Origin of the sequence: Streptomyces blattellae (genome assembly GCF_009709555.1) — a bacterium.
GTDB lineage: Bacteria > Actinomycetota > Actinomycetes > Streptomycetales > Streptomycetaceae > Streptomyces > Streptomyces blattellae.
The window spans coordinates 1-345 of sequence record NZ_WJBG01000067.1 but is presented as its reverse complement, the minus strand read 5'-3'; the positions used below and the strand labels follow the sequence as shown (position 1 = coordinate 345).

Sequence of the window (345 nt, the reverse complement as noted above, 5' to 3'; positions counted from 1 at the left end):
CATGGTCGACCAGCTCTCCGCGTTCGCCGACGAGGTCACCCGCGTGGCCCGCGAGGTCGGCACGGAGGGGCAGTTGGGCGGGCGGGCGCAGGTGCGGGGCGTGTCGGGCGTCTGGAAGGACCTCACCGACAATGTCAACTTCATGGCCTCGAACCTGACCTCCCAGGTCCGCAACATCGCCCAGGTCACCACCGCCGTCGCCAACGGCGACCTGAGCCAGAAGATCACCGTCGACGCGCAGGGTGAGATCCTGGAGCTGAAGTCGACGGTGAACACGATGGTGGACCAGCTCTCCGCCTTCGCCGACGAGGTCACCCGCGTGGCCCGCGAGGTCGGCACCGAAGG

1 protein-coding gene is annotated in these 345 nt (G+C 68.7%); it reads left to right on the top strand.

Annotated elements, in window-relative coordinates; all coding sequences use genetic code 11:
• The coding region (locus GFH49_RS01550; protein ID WP_155053908.1) for a HAMP domain-containing protein at positions 1–345 on the top strand (345 nt) is incomplete at both ends.